We start from the raw sequence: 17,915 nt of genomic DNA, 5'->3' as shown, positions 1-17,915 counted from the left end.
GTACCTGACATGGTCCAACTGACGCTTCCCAAGAATTCGCGGATGACGACGGGCAAGACGTGGCCAAAACCCGAAGGCGCAACCAACCTGCGCAAGTTCCAGATCTATCGTTGGAACCCGGATGATGGCAAAAACCCGCAGCTCGACACCTATTGGGTTGATATGGACACCTGCGGGCCGATGATGCTGGACGCGCTGATCAAGATCAAAAACGAGATTGACCCGACGCTGACCTTCCGCCGGTCCTGCCGAGAGGGTATCTGCGGGTCTTGCGCGATGAATATCGACGGGATCAACACGCTGGCCTGTATCTATGGCATGGACGAGGTGAAGGGCGATGTCAAAATCTACCCCTTGCCGCACATGCCCGTGGTCAAGGACCTGATCCCGGATCTGACGCATTTTTATGCGCAGCACGCCTCGATCATGCCCTGGCTTGAAACCAAGACGAACCGGCCCGCCAAGGAATGGAAGCAATCCATCGAGGATCGCAAAAAGCTGGATGGGCTTTATGAATGCGTGATGTGTGCGTCCTGCTCCACCGCGTGCCCCTCCTATTGGTGGAACGGTGACCGCTATCTTGGGCCCGCCGCGTTGCTGCATGCCTACCGTTGGATCATCGACAGCCGGGATGAAGCCACGGGCGAGCGGCTTGATGACCTTGAGGACCCGTTCAAACTGTACCGCTGCCATACGATTATGAACTGCGCCAAGACCTGCCCCAAAGGTCTGAATCCGGCAGAGGCGATTGCGAACATCAAGAAGATGATGGTCGACCGCACGGTGTGATCTCATGCTCGACCCGTTTTGGGCGGCTCTGATCCTTACGGCGCTTGCGGGGGCATCTATCCCTGCGGGCGCTGCATTGTCCCTGTGCCGGATTTCCCGGCTGTCCCAGATGGCAAGGACCGAAGCCCGCCATGGAGTCGTCGCCTTCGGAGCCGGGGCGCTGCTTGCGGCCATTGCGCTTGTGCTGATCCCCGAGGGCGTTGACCGGCTTGCCCCCATGCCCGCCTTGATCTGGTTCGCGGTGGGTGGGGGCCTGTTCGCGTTGATTGATCGCGCGTTGAAGGCCAGCGGATCGAACGCGGCCCAGTTTCTTGCGATGATGATGGATTATCTGCCCGAAGCGATGGCCCTTGGTGCGCTTGCCGCTGCCGATATGACCACAGCCGTGCTGGTGGCGATCCTGATGGTGCTGCAAAACCTGCCTGAAGGGTTCAATGCGATGGAGGAGATCCGCGCCTCCAGCGACCGCGGCGTGCTGATGTTGATGGCGCTGTTTGTTGCGATGGTGCCCCTTGGGCCACTGGCCGCCCTTGGTGGGATCGCCGCCGGACCGGATGCACCGCTGATCGGGGCGGTGATGATGCTTGCATCGGGGGGTATTCTGTATTTGATGTTTCAGGATATCGCCCCCGAAGTGCCCCTTGAAAATGCGTGGCTGCCCCCGCTTGGGGCTGTGTTCGGGTTCCTGTTGGGGCTTGCAGGGCATGTGCTGATCTGATCCGCAGGACGTCAGGCAGAAACCCCTCCATTTTTCGCAATGCAGCCATGCAAAAATAACAGCTTCCCATGATGTACCTTTGAGCAGATATGGCGAACATAGACGCCAACGCACGCGCCTCTGTCCGGGGTCCGGTATGTAGCGACGGTAACGTCTCCTCTTGGAACTACGCGGCCTTGAACGGCCCATGTCTATTGGAGATGACCCATGAACGCATATGTCGCCGATTTCGCGGCCCTCACGCCCATCCGCCCGAACCGTGCCGAGATCTATATCACCCGCCATCAGTTTGATCGCCCCACCCTCGTTTTGGATATTGATGCGGTCGAGGCGCAGTACCGCGCGCTTGCTCTGGGTCTGGGCCGTGCGCGTATCCACTACGCCGTCAAGGCGAACCCACAGCGCGAAGTCATCGAACGGCTGGTACAATTGGGCTCGCATTTTGATGCAGCCTCGCGCGGTGAGATTGAATTGTGCCTGTCCCAGGGGGCCGATGCCGGGCATATCTCCTTTGGCAACACGATCAAGCGGGCCTCTGACATCGCATTTGCCCATCAGGCCGGGCTGACACTGTTTGCCGCCGATGCCGAGGAAGAGCTGGAAAAGATCGCAGAGCATGCGCCAGGTGCTGAAGTCTATATCCGCTTGATTGTCGAAACATCGCAGGCCGATTGGCCGCTTAGCCGTAAATTTGGCTGCACGCGCGACAAGGCGCTTGCCCTGCTTGGTTTGGCGGTTGCATTGGGTCTGCGCCCGCGTGGGTTCAGCTTTCATGTGGGCAGCCAGACGCGTCAGGCGGCGATGTGGGGTGATACGCTGGATCAGATTGCAGCCATCTGGGCCAAGGCAAAGGACGCGGGCTTCGACCTTGATCTTCTCAACATCGGGGGTGGGTTCCCCGCATTCTATGGCGAGGCCATCGAGGCACCCACCGCCTATGCCGCAGCAGTTATGGCCCAGATCGATGCACGCTTTGGCGATGTGGCACATGTCATGGCCGAACCCGGTCGTGGCCTCGTGGCCGAAGCAGGGGCGATCGCCGCCGAAGTGCTGCTGGTGTCGCGTAAATCAAACAGCGATCTGCACCGTTGGGTGTACCTTGATATCGGCAAATTCTCGGGCCTTGCCGAAACCATGGACGAGGCGATCCGCTATCAGTTCGTGACACCCACGGCATCGGGTCCGGCAGCGCCTTGCATCGTCGCGGGCCCGTCCTGTGACAGCGCCGACGTGCTTTATGAGAAAAAGATGGTTGACCTGCCGCAAAGCCTGTCTGCGGGGGATCGTATGATCATCCGCAACTGCGGGGCCTATACGACCACATATGCCACTATCGGGTTCAATGGGTTTCCGCCGCTGGACGTGGTTGTCATATAACCCTTGCCGATCCGGGCAAGGATTGGTCCAATGGCGCACCTGATATCAAATCACACGAGGTGCGCCATTGGATATTCCGACAGATGCTGATGATCGGCGCGCGATTGCGCCGGTGATTTGTTACCCAAACGACACGCTGCCCGCACCTGATATGGTGCGCTACGGCGCGGCGCGTGAAGGGATGACCAAGATTGATGAGGTGATCGCGGCACCCCGCGATGCTGTCTGTTTCAACGTCCCTGCCGGGCATATCTTCCGCATCTCAAGCGTTGAAGGGCCGCAGGTGGGTGACCTGAACCTGTGGAATGCGAATGATCTGTCCGAGCGGTTCTATTCGGGCAAGACGCGTGCGCTGCATGGCACCCACATCACCACTGGTGAGCGGACGTGGAGCAGTTTTCCACATTTGCGCCCCATGGCGACAGTTATCCACGACAGCCTCGCATGGTACGGCATTGATCAATATGGAGGATCCGTGCACGACGTGATCGGCACCCGCTGCGATCCCTATACCGGCAACCTGTTGCAGGGGGATCATTATCATCATTGCTGTCATTCCAACCTGACCCGGGCTCTGGCCGACCACCTCGGGGTCCCGTTGGCAGAGGCCGAGCCGCATGTGCATGATGTGCTGAACGTGTTCATGTGCACGGGCTTTACCCGCGATACGGGACAGTACTTTATGAAAGCATCGCCCGTCCGACCCGGCGATCATATCGATTTTCTGGCCGAGATTGACCTGCTTGGTGGACTCAGCGCCTGTCCGGGTGGGGATTGCAGCGCCGAACATTCTTCGGATGCGGCCGCCTGCTATCCGCTCAAGATCGAAGTGTTCGCGCCCGCGAAGGGATCGCTTAACGGTTGGACCAGTCCGTATCCAAATGGATACGACCGGTCACACGGACGCTGATATCCCATTCATTGTTCCATAAAGTACTCCCGCCGGAGGCATCCGCATTTTCATCAGGCGGATCAGCTGGAGAATGCAGCCTCAAGCGCGATCTCGACCATGTCGCCAAACGTCTTTTCGCGATCTTCGGAGGGCAGCGCCTCGCCCGTTTGCAGATGGTCCGATACGGTCAGCACAGCCAGGGCACGGCGACCATGACGGGCGGCCAGCGTGTAAAGCTCCGCCGCTTCCATCTCGACGCCCAGAATACCGTGGCGCACCATCTGTTCGTCCAGATCAGGGCGTTCGGCATAGAACACGTCCGAGGAATAGATGCCGCCGACATGGGTCTTGGTGCCCTTGGCCTGAGCTGCCGCAACCGCCGCTGACAGCAATCCGTAATCCGCACATGGCGCGTAATTCACTTCGCGGAAAATGCCGGAGGAGGGGGAAGTGATGGTGCTGGCCGTCATCGCAAGGATCACGTCGCGAATGCCGACATGCGTCTGCATCCCGCCACAGGATCCGATGCGGATCAGGGTTTGGGCGTTGTATTCCGCCATCAATTCGTTGGCATAGATTGACAGCGACGGCATGCCCATGCCCGATCCTTGGATTGTCACGCGGTTGCCGCGCCACGTACCGGTAAAGCCCAGCATGCCGCGGACTTCATTCACAAGTTCAGCGTTCTCAAGAAAGGTCTCGGTCGCCCATTTGGCGCGGTAGGGGTCGCCGGGCATCAGCACGGTTTCTGCAATTTGGCCGGGCTTGGCACCGATATGGACGGTCATAAAAAATGCTCCGATCTGAGATAAGGTCAGACCCAGGCTAGCGCAAAACGCGGGCTGGATACGAGGGCGAAAACGCCCCCGTACAGGCGTTTCTCAGATCATCAGATCGTCGGCTTTCTTACCGTTTTCCAACGCGGACTTGAACCAGTTCGGCTGGCGGCCTTTTCCGGTCCATGTTTGTGTCGGGTTTTCGGGGTTCATGTATTTGGGTTCAGCACTGGCACCTTTTGCGCCCGCTTTTCCACCCCGTTTCGATGTCAGTTCATCAAGCGAAAAACCAAACTCGGCTGCGGCTTTCTGGGCTGCGGCCAATGCGTCTGATTTTTCTTTTTTGCGCAGGTCAATGATCGCCTTGTCCACGTCAGACCGCAACGCTTCCAGCTCTTTGCGGCTCATCTTGTCGAGTTTGATCGCCATTTTCATCTCCAGTATTTATCGTGTAATTTGACCGTATTTTTCAATTTGCAAAAAAATGCAATGGTGTGGGTGCATCAATTTGTGTCAGCAGCATATCCCCGCTCGTTATGCGTGCTTTTTGCGACCGGGAGTGGGAATACCGGAAATAACCGAGATGGTTCCAAATTCGGAAAATTGCTGACCATTATTGACGATGCAATCCCTCTTGCGAGGGATCGTGCTATTGCGCGGCCACGGCCTGGGGATCAGCGAGTGTCACGATATCGGACATGATGGTATTCAATTCGAAATCCTTGGGCGTATAGACGCGGGCAACGCCCATGGTGCGCAACCGCTCTGCGTCGTCATCAGGAATGATCCCGCCCACAATCACCGGAATATCCGTCAGGTTTTCGGCATGCAGGCGCTGCATCAGATCCTCGACCAATGGGATGTGGCTGCCGGACAGGATCGACAATCCAATCACATGTGCACCGTCTTCGCGCGCCGCGCGCACGATCTCTTCTGGGGTTAGCCGGATGCCTTCATAGGTGATGTCCATGCCGCAGTCGCGGGCCCGTACGGCGATCTGTTCCGCACCGTTGGAATGCCCATCAAGACCCGGCTTGCCCACAAGAAACTTGAGCCGCCGCCCAAGCCTGTCGCTGACCACGTCCACCGCGTCGCGCAATGCGTCCAACCCTTCGGTCATATTTGATTGAGAGGTCGAAACCCCTGTCGGTCCACGATATTCCCCGTGAACGGTGCGCATCTGTGCGGCCCATTCTCCGGTCGTGACACCGACTTTGGCCGCCTGGATCGAGGCGGGCATGACATTCTCACCCGCCGCAGCCGAAGCCCGCAAATCAGCCAGCGCCGCAGCCACCGCATCTGTGTCACGCGCATCGCGCCAGGCCGTCAGCCGATCAATCTGTTCCTGTTCGACCGCAGGGTCGACCACCATGATCCCGCCGTCTCCGGTCATCAGGGGCGAAGGTTCTCCGGCTTGATATTTGTTCACGCCGACCACAACCGTTTCACCCTTTTCGATCCGGTTGAGCCGTTCCGCATTGGATTGAACCAATTGCGCTTTCATGTAGTCAATCGTCGCAATTGCGCCGCCCATGGCATCCAATTGCTCCAATTCCGCGCGTGCACCGGTCTTGAGCGCATCGACTTTTGCATCAACCGCCGGGTTGCCGTCAAAGAGATCATCAAATTCCAAAAGGTCCGTTTCATAGGCCATGATCTGCTGCATCCGCATCGACCATTGCTGATCCCAGGGGCGGGGCAGGCCAAGCGCCTCATTCCAGGCGGGCAATTGGACAGCGCGTGCGCGGGCCTTTTTCGACAGGGTCACGGCCAGCATTTCGATCAGAATACGATAGACGTTGTTTTCGGGCTGCTGTTCGGTCAGCCCAAGCGAATTGACCTGCACCCCATAGCGGAAACGGCGAAACTTCGGATCGCTCACCCCATAGCGTTTCTCGCAAATCTCGTCCCAAAGATCGACAAAGGCGCGCATTTTGCACATCTCGGTCACAAACCGAATGCCTGCATTCACAAAGAATGAAATGCGGCCCACAACGGCTGGAAAATCCTGTGGTGCGATGCGGGGTTTCAGTGCGTCCAGCACCGCCGTCGCGGTAGCCAATGCAAAGGCCAATTCCTGTTCGGGCGTCGCGCCCGCTTCTTGCAGATGATAGGAACACACATTCATCGGGTTCCATTTCGGCACATGCGTATAGCAGTATTCAGCCACATCCGCGATCATTCGCAATGAGGGCTCGGGCGGGCAGATATACGTGCCCCGGCTCAGATATTCCTTGATCAGATCATTTTGTACGGTGCCTTGCAGCGTCGCCACATCCGCTCCCTGTTCTTCGGCCACCGAAATGTAAAGCGCCAGCAGCCAGGGAGCCGTCGCGTTGATCGTCATGGACGTGTTCATCTGTTCCAGCGGGATGTCGGCGAACAGCGTGCGCATGTCACCAAGATGCGAGACGGGCACGCCGACCTTGCCCACCTCGCCCCGCGCCAGAACATGATCGCTGTCATAGCCTGTCTGGGTGGGCAGATCGAAGGCGACAGACAGGCCGGTCTGCCCCTTGGCAAGGTTTGCACGGTAAAGCGCGTTGGATGCCGCAGCGGTCGAGTGGCCCGCATATGTTCGGATCAACCACGGGCGATCTTTTTGAACGGCATCAGTCATGGTGCACCCCTTGTGAACTAGGCAAGCAAGATAATTACGTTTGATGTGATCTATAGGTAATTATGTGGCGCAGTCAATCCGCTGCGTTGCGGCATTTCTTGCGGTACGGCAAAAGCGCGACGACCAACATCAGCCATCCAAGAATGCCTATGCTGTGGGCCGACAGGTTGCTTTTGCCGCTAAAGGTCAACAGGGCCATGATTTCCTGAGGGGGTGGCGGCGGACCAATCACTGATTGCGCGGGCAGGCCGTCAATGATGAGCCGATAGTAGGTGTAATACCCCTGCGGTGACGCCCACACGAATGTGATGAACACCACGATCCAGATCGGAATCCGCAGATAGATGGGCCGTGTGAAGGTCATCAGGCGGGTCATACCAAGTGCGATGGCCGCAAACATCAGCGACACAAGGACCAGCCCAATTCGGCCCATCATGCTGAGCGTGTAGAATGAATCGCCATCATACATTCGCGCAGTGTCGACCAGAGAAGGGCAGAGCGCCACCCCGAAACACCGCTTTACCCCGGCCCGTCGCCCTGCGAGATTGGCCGCGATGATGCGAACTGTTGAACTTCCGCTGTGGTTTTTTGTGTTGATCGTGCTGTTCGCAGCGGTGACGTTCGCCTCGCATTTTCTGTTTCCGTCCGTGCGCTGGTTCTTTCGTCGTCGCCTTGAAAGGGCGGTCACCCGCCTTAACCAACGCCTGACCCGCCCGATTGAGCCGTTCAAGCTGGCGCGCCGCTATGACATGATCCAGCGCCTGATCTATGATCCCGAAGTGTCCGAGGCGATTGCCGCCCATGCCCAAAAGGAAGGCGTGCCCGAAAACGTCGCCTTTGAGCAGGCCCGCCGTTACGCGCGTGAGATCGTGCCAAGTTTTTCCGCCTTTGCTTATTTCAGCTTTGGCGCTCGGGCGGCGCGGTGGCTGGCCAATGCCCTTTATGATGTGCGTACTGGCGTGAACAACGATTCCCAACTGGCCAAAGTCAGCCCGGATGCCACGGTGATCTTTGTGATGAACCACCGCAGCAACATGGATTATGTGTTGGTGACATATCTCGCCGCCCAGGCCTCAGCGCTGAGCTATGCAGTTGGGGAATGGGCGCGGGTCTGGCCGCTGTCGCGTTTGATCAAGTCGATGGGTGCGTATTTCATTCGCCGCCGTGCGCGGGGGCAGCTTTATCGCAAGGTGCTGGCCCGTTATGTGCAGATGGCGACGCAAGGTGGCGTGACCCAGGCCATCTTTCCCGAAGGCGGGTTGACCGTAAATGGCAAGCTGATGCCGCTGAAGATGGGCCTGCTGTCCTATGTGGTCGAAGGGTTTGATGCCGACGGGCGGGACGTCGTGTTCGTCCCCGTGGCGATCAACTATGATCGCATACTCGAAGATCGGGTCCTAATCGCTGCGGACAAACGTGGGGATCGCCGGTTTGGGGCGCGGATTTCGGTCATTATGAAGTTCATCCTCCACAACATCTGGCAGCGCGTTTTGCGCCGCGATGCCCGGTTTGGGATGGCGTCGGTGATGTTCGGGCAGCCGCTGTCCTTGCGCCAGTTTGGACCGGATGGCCCGATTGAACGGTTGGCGGACAAGTTGAAGACGCGGATCGAGGATGTGATGCCGGTGACGTTTGTGCCTTTGCTGTCGCATGTGATGCTGAACGCGCCCGCGCCACTGAGCGAAGCGCAGATGGTGCAGGCGGTGCGTGATCTGTTGCCGCGCACGCGGGGAGCGGTTCCGGCCATCGAAGAAGGAGATGTTGCAAGCTACGTTATCCGCGCCCGCGCGTTGATGGCAAAACGGCGTGTTTTCCTGTTGTCGGATGATGGCTGGCAGATGTCAGAAGAGGAGCGAGCCCTGGCCCAATACTACGCGAACTCTCTTGGTGTCGTTGAAGGTGCGCAGGTGGATGCACCTCTGGATGCTGCGTGTGCAAAGTCATAAAGTTACAAAATAGACGCATCATGTGTTGCAATGTTGCGTTTGAGGTCATATTCAGCCTGAACACGCTGCGATTCTGCGCTGCGGCACAGAAATTCCAAACGGAGGCTGACATGGCACTCGACCTTGCAACTGACACGGGCATTGCATCCTACGACGCGCCCGAAAAAGATCTGTACGAGATGGGTGAGATACCCCCGATGGGCTATGTTCCCAAACAAATGTACGCATGGGCGATCCGCCGCGAGCGCCATGGCGAACCTGACAGCGCCATGTTGCAAGAGGTGGTCGAGGTGCCGGAACTTGACAGCAATGACGTGCTCGTCCTCGTGATGGCGGCGGGCGTGAACTATAACGGGGTGTGGGCCGCGCTTGGTCAGCCGATCAGCCCCTTTGACGGGCACAAGCACCCCTATCATATCGCAGGCTCCGATGCGTCGGGTATCGTGTGGGCCGTGGGCGACCGGGTCAAACGCTGGAAAGTCGGGGACGAGGTGGTAATCCACTGCAACCAGGATGATGGCGATGATGAATTCTGCAACGGCGGCGATCCGATGTATTCGCCAACGCAACGGATTTGGGGTTATGAGACACCGGACGGGTCCTTCAGCCAGTTCACCCGTGTGCAAAGCCAGCAATTGATGCCCCGCCCCAAGCACCTGACCTGGGAAGAAAGTGCGTGTTACACGCTGACGCTTGCGACCGCCTACCGGATGCTGTTCGGGCACGAACCTCACGATCTGAAACCCGGTCAGAACGTCCTGGTCTGGGGGGCTTCGGGTGGTTTGGGATCCTATGCGATCCAGTTGATCAACACCGCCGGGGCCAATGCGATTGGGGTCATTTCGGATGAATCCAAGCGCGACTTCGTGATGGAGCTGGGCGCAAAGGGCGTCCTGAACCGCAAGGATTTCAATTGCTGGGGGCAGATGCCTACGGTGAACACGCCGGAATATAACGACTGGTTCAAGGAAGCGCGCAAGTTTGGCAAAGCGATCTGGGACATTACCGGCAAGGGCGTCAATGTGGATATGGTGTTTGAACACCCCGGCGAATCCACGTTCCCGGTGTCGACATTCGTGTGCAAGAAGGGCGGCATGGTCGTGATCTGCGCGGGCACCACCGGGTTCAACTGTACCTTTGATGTCCGGTATATGTGGATGCACCAAAAGCGTTTGCAGGGCAGCCACTTTGCGCACCTCAAGCAAGCCTCGGCCGCCAACCATCTGATGGTCGAACGCCGTCTGGACCCGTGCATGTCCGAAGTGTTCGAATGGAACGACCTGCCTGCCGCGCACATGAAGATGCTGCGTAACGAACACAAGCCCGGCAATATGTCGGTGCTGGTGCAAGCGCCTAAAACCGGGCTGCGCACCCTCGAAGACGCGCTGGAGGCCCGCGCTTAATCCCTACACGCTGTGGATGTGCCTTCAACGCCCGCGAATCACCTCTGGTTGTCGCGGGCGTTTTCGTATTCTCGGGGGCTTCAACAGGTTCAGTGGGTTAAAAAAAGCGCCCTCACCATTTCTGGGGAGTAGAAATAGGTGAATTTTCAGCGTGAGAATGCTCATGCTATAGTTGTGTTAATGATTCATTAACCACTTCAGGGAGAGTCTGGGAATGAGAAGTGATTGGATACTGGACGTTCTTACGGACCTCAAGACCTTTGCACGGGCCAACAACATGCCAAACTTGGCAGAACAGTTGGATGACACCGCAATCGTTGCCATGGCCGAGATCGCCGCGATGAAGGATACAGCAGATGGTCAGCGTCACGACGGCGAGGCAGCCGTTGGAAGTCATTTTGGGGGATTTGGAAACAGCTGAGGGGCTGGACGCATTACAGGCCGCAACCGAGGCGATCCAAAGCCACTATTCGGTTGGTCATGTCATCTATCATTGGGTCGATTCCGCCGGGGCGCAGTACGGATGCGGGACATATTCAGACACATGGCGTGATCGCTATCTTGAGCAAAACTACCTCCGCGTCGATCCAGTTATTCTTGGTTGTTTTCAAAGGTTTCACCCCGTTGATTGGAAGCGGCTCGATTGGTCCAGCAAAGCCGCCCGCGCCTTTCAGGCAGAGGCTATATCACACGGCGTCGGGAACCAGGGGTTCTCGGTGCCTATCCGGGGGCCCAACGGCCAGTTCGCACTTTTCACCGTCAGCCACTCCTGCGACGACGACATCTGGGCCGCCTGGACAGATGCGCACCGCCGCGACCTGATCCTGATCGCCCACTACTTCAACGAAAAGGCTCTTGATTTCGAACCAGAGAGGACGCCCGATCAACCCCAGTCCCTCAGCCCGCGAGAGGTCGATGCGATGACGTTCCTTGCGATGGGATACAGCCGCGCTCAGGTGGCCGATACGCTCGCCATTTCCGAGCATACCCTGCGCGTCTACATCGAAAGCGCCCGGTTTAAACTGGGTGCTATGAACACGACCCACGCGGTCGCACGGGCAATGAGTCGGGGGCTGATTGTCGTCTGACACCCCCCGTTGCCACGCGCGGCAACACATCGTACGCGAGAATGTCTAGACGTTAACGCACGTTTAAGTAGTGTTTCGGTCATACCTGCTCTGGTCTGACAAGGAATCCTGAAATGCTGCGCTATCTTTATGCCTCCGACTTGGTTGATCACCCCAAACTTGCCCGCACCATGTTTCGCGACCGTGCGGATCAGTTCAAAACCCGACTTGGCTGGGATGTCAGCATTGATGCTGATGGGTGCGAGCGTGACGAATATGATGACCTGAACCCGCTTTATGTGATCTGGGAAGAACCTGACGGCAGCCATGGCGGGTCCATGCGGTTTCTGCCGACGACCGGGCGCACTATGGTGAACGAGCACTTTGGCGATCTGATCTCTGGCCCCATTACCAGCCCGGTCATTTGGGAATGCACCCGGTTTTGCCTGACCCGTGGCGCTGGTAGCCACGTGGCCGCTGCGCTGATGCTGGGCGGGGGTGAGATCATGCAGAATTTTGGTGTCGAACACTTCGTCGGGGTCTTTGATGCGCGCATGGTCCGCATTTACCGTATGATCGGCTCCTCCCCAGAGGTGCTGGGCAGCGCAGGCACGGGCCGCGATCAGATCAGCGTCGGGCTGTGGCATTTCGAGCAAGGTGCCGCCGCCAAGGTGGCAGAACGTGCGGGCGTGCCGCTTGAGCGTTCGCGCCAGTGGTTTGATCGCGCCTTCGGGACAATCGCCCCCGAACCTTTCGCACGCACAGCCTAATTCCCGCCGCGCGGCGAAACGCGCTGGCCCCTGTCGCGACCCAACTGTAGGGTCGCGACATGACGACGACCCTCTCCCTTTCTGACGATCAGGCGAGCGCCTTTGATGCCGTAACGGACATGTTGCGCGGCGCGGGGGTTGATCTGGACGACGCGCTTTTGATGCCGCCCAAGTCCTCCAAAACCTCCGTCATGGCGATCACGGGCAAGGCCGGGTCGGGCAAGACACTGCTGTTGGCCGAGCTTTACAAGGCGCTTGAGGCGGCAGGAGTCGAGATCGTGTCGGGCGACTATGAATCACGCAAGCGTAAAGACAAACGCACCCTCGCCATCCTCGCGCCCACCAACAAGGCGGCAAGTGTCTTGCGCTTTCGCGGGGTGCCCGCGACCACGATCCACCGTATTCTTTATACGCCGGTCTATGACCCGGAATACGAGCGGATTGCCGAGTGGCTCGCAGGCAATGGTGACCGCCCCGAGGTCGAAGGGCTGACCGACCAAGCCCTCGACCGGGCCTATGCGTTCTATCAGGGCAACAAGTCGATCCCCGGCGCATTGGCGGCGGCGGGCCTGCGCGGTTCGGACTTTATCACAGGTTGGAAACGCCGCGAGGAACCGCTGGATATCGGGTTCATCGACGAGGCGTCGATGCTGGATGACAAGCAGTTCGGGGATCTCAAGGAAATCTTTCCCACTCTGTTGATGTTTGGTGATCCGGCGCAGCTTGCCCCGGTCAATCAATCCGGTGCGATGGTGTTTGAAAAACTGCCCGCCCCCCGCGTGCTGAACCTCAATCGCATCCACCGGCAAGAGGCGGACAACCCGATCCTTGACCTTGCGCACGCTTTGGCGGACCCCGAGGTGGACTTTTACCGCTTTGAAAAGATGGTGGAAGAGGCTGCCGCTCGTGACGAACGCGTTGTCTGGGGTCAGCGGGTGGAGGTTGATCTGATGGCGCGCAGCCCCGTTCTGGTCTGGCGCAACGCCACACGCATCCGGCTGATCAACGCATTCCGCGATGTCTATGGCGCGCCGCAGGATGCGCTGATCGAAGGGGAGCCGCTGATTTGCGACGGCCTCGAACTTCCGCTGAAACATCGCAAGAAACGGCTGGACCTCGAGGCGCGCGGCCTGATCAAGGGGGCGCAGGTGATCTATCTGGGGGAGGGGCGCAAGCCGGGCTTTTCGCGTTTGCATGTGATGGGGGCGGAGGACCCTCAAGTGTCGGCGGCCTCCATTGTGAAAATCGAAAAACCGGATGAAGAAGAACCGTTCATCCCCTACGCCGCGCGCATGGGGGCGACGTTCCTGCACGGGGCGGCGGTGACGATCCACAAAGCACAAGGCAGCCAGTGGGACACGGTGCAGGTCTTTGCGCCAGACCTATACGGCGCGGCGCGGATGGGACGATCCGAGGCCGGGCAGCCACTGTGGAAACGGCTGGCCTATGTGGCGATCACACGGGCGCAGGATCGGCTGATCTGGGTGGTGCGCAACCGGCTGTCAAAGCCGACAAACCCGCTCACCATTGATGATCTGCGCAGCACACCTGCCGCACCGCTCACCCTGGATGCAACCGAGCCCGAAATCTGACGGGGTCCGGTTTCTTTCGACCAAAAATACCGCGGGGAGTTTGAGGGGCTGGCCTCTCGCGCCCTCGACCGGGCGCTAGTTGCGCAACAGGGAAAATGCCGCTGATGCACTCCAGCCTGCAAAGATCGCAATCGCCAGAGACATAAGCCCATACACCACGGGCTGGTTGCGGCTCAGGCTGTGCAGCCATCGCTCCAGCCCGACTTTGCGCACATCAATGGCCGTTTCGTATTGCGACACGATATTGCCATCGCGGGTCAGAAAAATGCGGGTCTCATAGGCCCCTTCGGTCAGCGCCGCGGGCAGGCGAATACGTGTGCGAAACAGGGTCTCATCATCCACGACGACCTTGCCTTCAAGCAGTTGGAAATTGCCCGAGTTTTCGCGAATGCGGATCAGCGCACTGACATAGGCACTGGCATCCAGCACCGTGTTGGGCGCGCTGACAGACTGGATCATGCTGGGCACCGACACCTTGTGGCGCAGGTTTTCGCGTACACTCAATACCTCGTCCAGATTGGCACTGGTGGCGACAGCATAATAGCTGGGTGCGGACTCGATCTCGACCCCATCGGTGTTGACCCAGATCCCGAAACGGCGCTCCTTGCGGCGCACGGTCACGGGCACGGATGGGCCTGCAATGGTAACGATCACGCCCAACTCGCCTTCGGGAATCGGGGCTTCGCGTTTGACCGCACCGAACACGAATATCTCGGAGCCATCAAAGCTGGTGGTGATGGCGATTTCATCCTGGCTCAGACCCAAAACCACCTCTTCGGCAGCAACGGGGAATGCGAGCAGCAGCAGGGCGATCAGCCAGCGCATCAGTGTCCCCCTTCGGCTGCGATCGAGAACAACTCGGAGGGCATCACCAGCAGATCAAAGGCCAGCTTGCCACAGACCAGCAACACCATGATCGCCAGCAGGATGCGCAGCTGTTCGGCCTTCATCTTGACCCCGATCCGGGTGCCGACCTGTGCGCCAACGACGCCCCCGACAAGCAGCAAAACCGCGAGCACCACGTCGACGGTAAAGTTGGTCGTCGCATGTAGCATCGTGGTGAAGGCGGTCACGAAAATGATCTGAAACAGCGACGTGCCCACAACGACCTTGGTCGGCATCCCCAACAGGTAGATCATGGCAGGCACCATGATGAACCCGCCGCCAACGCCCATGATTGCGGCCAGAACACCGACACACAGCCCCACCAGAACGGGTGGGATCACGCTGATATAAAGGCCCGACACCCGAAACCGCATCTTGAACGGCAGCTTGTGGATCCAGTTGTGTTTCTTGCGTGTGGGGACCGCGCCGCCTTTGGCGGTCTTGCGGATCGCATTCAGGCTTTCGATGAACATCAGCCCGCCGATCACGCCCAGAAAAACGACGTAGCACAGCTTGACCAGCAGATCGACCTGCCCCTGCGCCTTGAGATAGTTGAACAGCACCACCCCAAGTGCGGCCCCGATCAATCCCCCGATCAACAGCACGACCCCCATCCTGAGGTCCACCGTCTTTCGCTTGAAATGCGCCAGAACCCCCGAAAAGGACGACGCCACGATCTGATTGGCTTCGGTTGCAACGGCCACGGCGGGGGGGATGCCGATAAAGAACAGCAGCGGGGTCATCAAAAACCCGCCGCCCACGCCGAACATGCCCGACAAAATACCCACCATTCCGCCAAGTCCCAGCAAAAGGAAGGCGTTGACCGATACCTCGGCGATGGGCAGGTAAATTTGCATGAACCCTGTTAGGACGGGTTCTGCGCCAAATCAAGGTGTCTCGCCGCCGCGCAGCAAACTGGTTTGATGAGTGTGTATAAACTGGCCTTAGCGGGTGGGCTGTTAACGTTCCTTGACGTAGGGCTCACCGCCGGCGCGCGGCGGGATCGCCTTGCCCACGAATCCGGCCAAGATTACCACCGTCAGGATGTAGGGCATTGCGTCCAGCAGTTGCACCTGTACCTTGAACCCAAGCGCCCCTTCGATAATGTCCGGACGCAGGGCAATGGCCTGAAGATATCCAAACAGCAGCGTTGCCCACAATGCGTGCCAGGGCCGCCATTTGGCAAAGATCAGTGCGGCGAGCGCAATGAACCCACGCCCCGCAGTCATGTCTTTGACGAAGCCTGCCTGCAGGCCGGTGGCAAGGTAGGCCCCCGCGATCCCGCACAGAATCCCGCAGATGCCGACGGCCGCGAACCGCAGGCCGACAACCGACACGCCCGCCGTGTCCACTGCTGCCGGGTTTTCGCCCACGGCCCGCAGCCGCAGCCCAAAGCGCGTGCGGAACAGGATGTACCATGTACCGGGCACACAAAGCAGCGCCACATAAACAAGGATCGAGTGGCCCGAGATCAGTTCGGAATACAGCGGCCCGAAGAATGGCACCGTGGTGAGCGCATCTGCGAATGGCAGCGTGATCGGCTCGAACCGCCCGCCGCCGATCAGGGATGGCGTGCGCCCGCCTTGCCGAAACCAGCTTTGGGCAATGAGAACGGTCAGCCCGGCGGCCAGAAAGTTGATGGCAACGCCCGAGATCAGCTGATTGCCACGGAAGGTGATCGAGGCGACCCCGTGCACTGCGGACAGCGTCAGCGAGGCACCGATCCCGGCCAGCAAGCCGATCCAGACCGACCCGGTTGTGGCGGCGATGGCAGCCGAGAAGAAGGCGGCGGCCAGCATTTTGCCTTCAAGCCCGATATCAAAGATGCCCCCGCGTTCCGAAAACAGGCCGGCAAGACAGGCCAGCAACAAGGGCACGGCAAGCCGGACGGTGGAGTCCAGAACCGACAGATCAAAGAGTGCGAGAAAGTTCATGTCGTGCCCCCCCGACGAATGGCCAGGAATATGCGTTCAAGTGGCATCCGGACCATGTTGTCGAGCGCGCCCGTGAACAGGATCACAAGGGCCTGGATGACCACGATCAACTCACGCGGGATCGACGTCCAGAGCGCAAGTTCCGCCCCGCCCTGGTAGAGGAACCCAAAGAGGATTGCGGCGAGAAACACCCCAAACGGGTGGCTGCGCCCCATGAGCGCCACGGCGATGCCGATGAACCCGGCCCCTTCGACCGCGTTCAGAACCAGCCGTTCTGCCTCTCCCATGACATTGTTGATTGCCATCATGCCCGCAAGCCCGCCCGAGATCAGCATGGCGATCATGGTGATGCGCACCGCGCCGATGCCCGCATAGCTCGCCGCGCGGTGGGATTTGCCATAGGACCGGATCTCAAGCCCCAAAGGCGTGCGCCAGATGAGGACCCAGACAAGCACGCAGGCAATGACCGCAATGACCAGAGAGACGTTGGCGGGTGCCGCCTTGGAAAAGGCGATCCCGAAGGGGGTAAGCAGATCATGGAGTGAGGGCAGGTGGACCGCCTCGGGAAAACGCTCGGTTGCGGGGTCCATGCTGCCCGCGGGACGCAGGATGTTGACCAGCATGTAGTTCAGCACGGCTGCGGCGATGAAGTTGAACATGATCGTGGTGATCACGATATGGCTGCCGCGTCTGGCCTGTAGATAGGCCGGAATAGCGGCCCAGAGCGCGCCAAAAACCGCCGCACCAACGGTGGCGGCCAAGACTGCAATGGTCCAGTGGGGCCAAGGGATGAACAGGCATACAAGGGCGACACCAAGCCCGCCGAGCATCGCCTGCCCCTCGCCCCCGATGTTGAACAGACCCGCGTGGAAGGCGACTGCGACTGCAAGCCCTGTGAACATGAAGTTGGTCGCGTAATAAAGCGTGTAGCCCCACCCATAGGTCGACCCGAGCGCGCCCGTGACCATCAGGTTGACAGCCGCTATGGGGTCTTCGCCGATGGCGAGGATGACGAGTGCGGACAGGATCGCTGCCAGCAGCAGTGAGATGAGCGGAACAAGGACCACCTCGGCCCATTTGGGCATCACGTCCATGAGTGGTCTCCGATGTTATCTGATTGAGTGCTGCGCACGCGCGATGTTTTAG

At 59.1% G+C, this 17,915-nt stretch carries 18 protein-coding genes; 10 read left to right on the top strand and 8 right to left on the bottom strand.

The genetic code is table 11. The features are described 5' to 3' along the window. The first annotated feature begins 9 nt into the window (after positions 1-9). From Q0859_RS11630 to Q0859_RS11615, 4 genes are all read left to right on the top strand, one after another. Positions 10-789, top strand: a complete 780-nt coding sequence (locus Q0859_RS11630) for a succinate dehydrogenase iron-sulfur subunit (RefSeq protein WP_299151329.1) — start codon at positions 10-12, stop codon at positions 787-789. A 4-nt stretch (positions 790-793) separates the two neighbouring features. Beyond that, positions 794-1,507 carry a hypothetical protein gene (locus Q0859_RS11625; RefSeq protein WP_299151327.1) on the top strand — a complete coding sequence of 238 codons (714 nt, stop codon included), beginning with the start codon at positions 794-796 and terminating at the stop codon, positions 1,505-1,507. Positions 1,508-1,714: 207 nt separating this feature from the next. Continuing rightward, the gene (locus Q0859_RS11620; RefSeq protein ID WP_299151325.1) at positions 1,715-2,884 is read left to right on the top strand and encodes a type III PLP-dependent enzyme; all 1,170 of its coding nucleotides are present in this window, start codon (positions 1,715-1,717) and stop codon (positions 2,882-2,884) included. 67 nt (positions 2,885-2,951) lie between these two features. Next, positions 2,952-3,794, top strand: coding sequence for a DUF1989 domain-containing protein (locus Q0859_RS11615; RefSeq protein WP_299151322.1), 843 nt, complete (start codon positions 2,952-2,954; stop codon positions 3,792-3,794). A 62-nt stretch (positions 3,795-3,856) separates the two neighbouring features. Here the strand turns inward: Q0859_RS11615 and deoD are convergent, their stop codons facing one another. The 4 genes from deoD to Q0859_RS11595 all read right to left on the bottom strand — a co-directional run bounded on the left by deoD (position 3,857) and on the right by Q0859_RS11595 (position 7,641). Beyond that, positions 3,857-4,564 (bottom strand): purine-nucleoside phosphorylase, encoded by a 708-nt coding sequence (deoD, locus tag Q0859_RS11610; RefSeq protein WP_299151320.1) that lies wholly within the window; start codon positions 4,562-4,564, stop codon positions 3,857-3,859. A 93-nt stretch (positions 4,565-4,657) separates the two neighbouring features. Then, entirely contained in the window at positions 4,658-4,981 is a 324-nt protein-coding gene (locus tag Q0859_RS11605; RefSeq protein WP_299151316.1) for an H-NS histone family protein, read from the bottom strand. Positions 4,982-5,201: 220 nt separating this feature from the next. Then, positions 5,202-7,172 (bottom strand): protein meaA, encoded by a 1,971-nt coding sequence (locus Q0859_RS11600; protein ID WP_299151313.1) that lies wholly within the window; start codon positions 7,170-7,172, stop codon positions 5,202-5,204. 73 nt (positions 7,173-7,245) lie between these two features. Beyond that, a complete protein-coding gene (locus Q0859_RS11595; protein WP_299151311.1) occupies positions 7,246-7,641 on the bottom strand; it encodes a hypothetical protein in 396 nt (131 codons plus the stop codon). Between the two features lie 85 nt (positions 7,642-7,726). On the opposite strand from Q0859_RS11595, the gene Q0859_RS11590 reads away from it, so the two are divergent. The 6 genes from Q0859_RS11590 to Q0859_RS11565 all read left to right on the top strand — a co-directional run bounded on the left by Q0859_RS11590 (position 7,727) and on the right by Q0859_RS11565 (position 13,950). Next, positions 7,727-9,118, top strand: a complete 1,392-nt coding sequence (locus Q0859_RS11590) for a 1-acyl-sn-glycerol-3-phosphate acyltransferase (protein WP_299151309.1) — start codon at positions 7,727-7,729, stop codon at positions 9,116-9,118. A gap of 110 nt (positions 9,119-9,228) precedes the next feature. Continuing rightward, positions 9,229-10,521: a crotonyl-CoA carboxylase/reductase gene (ccrA, locus tag Q0859_RS11585; protein ID WP_299151306.1), complete on the top strand. Its 1,293-nt coding sequence runs from the start codon at positions 9,229-9,231 to the stop codon at positions 10,519-10,521. A gap of 214 nt (positions 10,522-10,735) precedes the next feature. Then, positions 10,736-10,942 carry a hypothetical protein gene (locus Q0859_RS11580; protein ID WP_299151304.1) on the top strand — a complete coding sequence of 69 codons (207 nt, stop codon included), beginning with the start codon at positions 10,736-10,738 and terminating at the stop codon, positions 10,940-10,942. After that, positions 10,878-11,609 (top strand): LuxR family transcriptional regulator, encoded by a 732-nt coding sequence (locus Q0859_RS11575; RefSeq protein ID WP_299151302.1) that lies wholly within the window; start codon positions 10,878-10,880, stop codon positions 11,607-11,609. Before Q0859_RS11580 ends, Q0859_RS11575 begins: the two co-directional genes overlap by 65 nt. Before the next feature lie 113 nt (positions 11,610-11,722). Further along, positions 11,723-12,358: an acyl-homoserine-lactone synthase gene (locus tag Q0859_RS11570; RefSeq protein ID WP_299151300.1), complete on the top strand. Its 636-nt coding sequence runs from the start codon at positions 11,723-11,725 to the stop codon at positions 12,356-12,358. A gap of 59 nt (positions 12,359-12,417) precedes the next feature. Beyond that, positions 12,418-13,950 carry an AAA family ATPase gene (locus tag Q0859_RS11565; protein WP_299151298.1) on the top strand — a complete coding sequence of 511 codons (1,533 nt, stop codon included), beginning with the start codon at positions 12,418-12,420 and terminating at the stop codon, positions 13,948-13,950. Between the two features lie 75 nt (positions 13,951-14,025). Here Q0859_RS11565 and Q0859_RS11560 read toward each other — a convergent pair whose 3' ends face one another. The 4 genes from Q0859_RS11560 to Q0859_RS11545 all read right to left on the bottom strand — a co-directional run bounded on the left by Q0859_RS11560 (position 14,026) and on the right by Q0859_RS11545 (position 17,863). Beyond that, positions 14,026-14,775 (bottom strand): TIGR02186 family protein, encoded by a 750-nt coding sequence (locus Q0859_RS11560; RefSeq protein WP_299151295.1) that lies wholly within the window; start codon positions 14,773-14,775, stop codon positions 14,026-14,028. Next, positions 14,775-15,692 (bottom strand): sulfite exporter TauE/SafE family protein, encoded by a 918-nt coding sequence (locus tag Q0859_RS11555; RefSeq protein WP_299151292.1) that lies wholly within the window; start codon positions 15,690-15,692, stop codon positions 14,775-14,777. The genes Q0859_RS11560 and Q0859_RS11555 overlap by 1 nt, the downstream gene beginning before the upstream one ends. A gap of 102 nt (positions 15,693-15,794) precedes the next feature. Next, the gene (locus Q0859_RS11550) at positions 15,795-16,769 is read right to left on the bottom strand and encodes an ABC transporter permease (RefSeq protein WP_299151290.1); all 975 of its coding nucleotides are present in this window, start codon (positions 16,767-16,769) and stop codon (positions 15,795-15,797) included. Further along, a complete protein-coding gene (locus Q0859_RS11545) occupies positions 16,766-17,863 on the bottom strand; it encodes an ABC transporter permease (RefSeq protein ID WP_299151288.1) in 1,098 nt (365 codons plus the stop codon). The genes Q0859_RS11550 and Q0859_RS11545 overlap by 4 nt, the downstream gene beginning before the upstream one ends. Positions 17,864-17,915 lie beyond the last annotated feature (52 nt).

The organism is uncultured Tateyamaria sp. (genome assembly GCF_947497045.1).
Taxonomy (GTDB): domain Bacteria; phylum Pseudomonadota; class Alphaproteobacteria; order Rhodobacterales; family Rhodobacteraceae; genus Tateyamaria.
This window is presented reverse-complemented; position numbering and strand designations above follow the sequence as displayed.